Consider the following 1,695-nt stretch of genomic DNA (forward strand, 5'->3'; position numbering starts at 1 on the left):
CATCAGCCCGGCCCCGTCCCGCCCAGCACCGGAGGCCATCTCCGGGTGGCCGCGCAGCGCATCCGCCACCCGGCGCTCGGCCGTGCCCGGCGGCGCCGCGGCGATCCGGGCGGCAGCGCGGGCGAGGCCGTGCAAGGACACCGAGAACAGCGGGGAGCCGCAGCCGTCGACGGTGACGTTCGCGATGCGCTGCCCGGTGAGCTCCTCGACGGCCTCGGCGATCGCCCTCTGGAGCGGGTGGGCCGGGTCGAGGTAGGTCTCCGGCAGCCAGCCTTTGAGCGTGCAGAGGTACAGCATCGCGGCATGCTTGCCGGAGCAGTTCTGGGCGAGCCGGGACGGCGGGCGGCCCTCGCGCACCCAGGCGTCGCGGGCGGCCTGACCGTACGGCAGGTCCGGGACATTGCGCAGGTCGTCCTCGGTGACGCCGGCCAGTTCGAGGATCCGCCGGGTGCCGGCGAGGTGGCGGTCCTCACCGGAGTGGCTGCCCATCGCGAGGGAGAGCAGGTCGCCGTCGAGCGGAAGCCCGGCCCGCACCATGGCGACGGCCTGCACGGGCTTGAGGGCCGACCGCGGGTAGCAGGCCGCCTCGATGTCGCCGATGCAGAACCTGACCTCCCCGTCGTCACCGAGGACGACGACGGAGCCGTAGTGGATGCCCTCGACCACACCGCCCCGGGTGACGTGGGCGACGGGTGCGTGCAGGGGTTCACGGATCGCGGGCGCGTCCGCGGGGAAACTGCTGCGCATCACTGCCTCGTTCGATGGTTGGTTGCTGCCGGCCGCGGTGCGGGGCACGCGACGGCCTCGCCGAAGGGGGTGCCCGGCCGGATCGGTCGTGCCCGGCCTCGCCGGCTCAGCCGTCGGTCGCGGCGGCGCGCGCGAGGCGGCCGCGGATCGCGTACCAGCCGACGACCAGTGCTCCGGCGATCAGCGGCACGCACAGCACGGTGGTGCGCGCGGCCCCGCCGTCGGCGTACATGAGGACCAGGACCGAGGCGAGGAAGGCCAGGGTCACGAGTTCGGTCCACGGGGAGCCGGGCAGGCGGTAGACGGGGCGGGTCAGTTCGCCGTCGCGGGTCTTGCGCCAGAACAGGAGGTGGCAGACCATGATCATGCCCCAGGTGGAGAGGATGCCGATCGCCGCGAAGTTCAGCACGATCTCGAACGCATCGGCCGGGACCACGAAGTTGAGGCCGACGCCGAGGACGCAGATGCCGCTGGTGAGCAGAATGCCGCCGTACGGCACCTGACTGCGGCTCATACGGGCGGTGAACCGCGGGGCGGAGCCGTTGACGGCCATGGAGCGCAGGATGCGGCCGGTGGAGTAGAGGCCCGAGTTGAGCGAGGACATGGCGGCGGTGAGGACGACCAGGTTCATCACGCCGCCCGCCGCCGGGACGCCGATGTGGGAGAGCACGGTCACGAACGGGCTCTGGCCGGCGCCGTACCTGTTCCACGGCAACAGCATCGACAAGAAGACGACCGAGCCGACGTAGAACAGGCCCACGCGCCACATGATCGAGTTGATCGCCTTCGGCATGATCTTCTCGGGGTTCTCGGTCTCCCCGGCCGTGACGCCGACAAGTTCCACCGAGGCGTAGGCGAAGACGACGCCCTGGATGATCAGCAGCATCGGCATCAGGCCGCGGGGGAAGACGCCGCCGTTGTCAGTGATCAGGGACGGGCCGGGTACGG

1 protein-coding gene and 1 pseudogene are annotated in these 1,695 nt (G+C 71.7%); both read right to left on the reverse strand.

Annotated elements, in window-relative coordinates; genetic code table 11:
• Positions 1-747: asparaginase (locus ABZ641_RS36155; RefSeq protein WP_359988718.1), on the reverse strand; the 747-nt coding region annotated here is incomplete at its 3' end.
• A 106-nt stretch (positions 748-853) separates the two neighbouring features.
• Positions 854-1,695: pseudogene (locus tag ABZ641_RS36160) on the reverse strand (L-asparagine permease); the annotation flags it as partial.

Origin of the sequence: Kitasatospora sp. NPDC007106 (genome assembly GCF_040634455.1) — a bacterium.
Taxonomy (GTDB): domain Bacteria; phylum Actinomycetota; class Actinomycetes; order Streptomycetales; family Streptomycetaceae; genus Kitasatospora; species Kitasatospora arboriphila.